Origin of the sequence: Microcoleus sp. OTE_8_concoct_300 (assembly GCF_031383065.1) — a bacterium.
Lineage (GTDB): Bacteria > Cyanobacteriota > Cyanobacteriia > Cyanobacteriales > Microcoleaceae > Microcoleus.
In genome coordinates this window covers 1-1,423 of sequence record NZ_JANMZH010000548.1, presented here as the reverse complement: position 1 = coordinate 1,423, position 1,423 = coordinate 1, and the positions used below count along the sequence as shown (strand labels likewise).

2 protein-coding genes are annotated in these 1,423 nt (G+C 46.4%); one reads left to right on the top strand and one right to left on the bottom strand.

The features are described from left to right. A partial coding sequence (locus ACUVJL_RS25315) for an EAL domain-containing protein (RefSeq protein WP_445248358.1) occupies positions 1–463 on the top strand: 463 nt, incomplete at its 5' end. A gap of 151 nt (positions 464–614) precedes the next feature. On the opposite strand, the gene ACUVJL_RS25310 is transcribed toward ACUVJL_RS25315, so the two are convergent. Beyond that, a partial coding sequence (locus ACUVJL_RS25310) for an SDR family oxidoreductase (protein ID WP_445248357.1) occupies positions 615–1,423 on the bottom strand: 809 nt, incomplete at its 5' end.

The following is a 1,423-nucleotide window of genomic DNA, read 5'->3' as shown; positions in this document are numbered from 1 at the left end:
AAGGACAGTACAGGCTATTGATGAATCGGGAATTCCTCACAGCAATATTGTTTTTGAAGTAGGGGAATCTCAGCACCCTCCTGATATGGATCACTTGATTAAGATTCTGAGGTTTTACCGAGAAGCGGGATTTTTAATTGCGCTGGATGATTTTGGCAGCGGTTCTTCTAATTTAAATTTGATGCACCAACTGCGTCCAGATTTTATTAAGTTGGATATGCAATTGATTCGGAATGTCCAGCAAGATTATTATAAGGCACTAATTACTGAAAAGATGTTAGAAATTGCCTGTAAATTAGAGATTAAAACTGTTGCGGAAGGTGTGGAAACTTTGGAGGAGTTTGAGTGGGTGCGACAACGGGGAGCAACTTTTGTCCAAGGTTATTTGGTTGCTAAACCGACTTCTCCGCCGATCGCAGTTACGAGTTATATTGGTGCTCAACCCGTACCTATTTCTGCTTAACTGGTTTCCCGTTGCGATTTGGCGCCTTATTTGCTTCCAGGAAGAGGCTGGGGACGCATATCGGGAGGCTCTATCTCCATTAAAATGAGACAACTATTTGGAGGCACAGCCTCCGGATATTCATTACCAGGCAGAGCCTGGTAACGAGAATTTAAACGCTCAAATTGCGCCGCAGAAAGCTTTCTAAGGATTCCATTCTCATGCCGTAGATTGATTCCAAGTTTTGCACTTGTTCGGGAGTGCAGAAATACTCGTTGCCCAGCAATACCCGCAAAGTTCCTAAGTCTTTTTTAGCTTGAGGATTCAATAAACCCAAGGCATTTCTCAAACCGTCAAACACAACTAGGGGCGGGTTGATTACGATTGGTTCGCGATTGAATAAGCGTGCAAAAATGCGGGGAATGTCGTCTCTTGTCAGGACATCCGGGCCACCGACTCGCAGAATTTGGTTGCGGGCGCCTTCGACTGTTGGCGAGTCTACGGCAATATGAGCTAAGTCGTCGGTACTGACAACAGAGGTGCGGTTTTTGCCGTCGCCAATCAGCAGGTAAAGTCCGGTTTCTCGAAATCTTTCTGCTAGCGGTAACAAGCTGGAAGCAAAACCTGCTGGCCGCAAGATTGTATAATTCAAGCCGCTGTTTTGCAGGTATTTTTCTACTTCTCGCTTGGCTTTGAATACTGCGGAATCTTCGTATCCTCGATCGACTCCCAGTACCGAAAGAAAGACAAAGTGCTGCACTCCGGCTTCTTTGGCGCAGTCGATCAATTCTATGTTAGCGCGGTAGTGTACTGCTTGAACGTCGCCGCCGGTGCCGTGGCTGCTGATGATGTATTGCACTCCTTGGCAGGCTTTTTTAATATCTTTGTCTTGTTTCAAGTCGCCGATAAAAATCTCGGCGCCTCGGTTTTCTAGTTCTGAGTAGCGAGATGCGAGGCGAACGAATGCGCGGACAGGCTTCT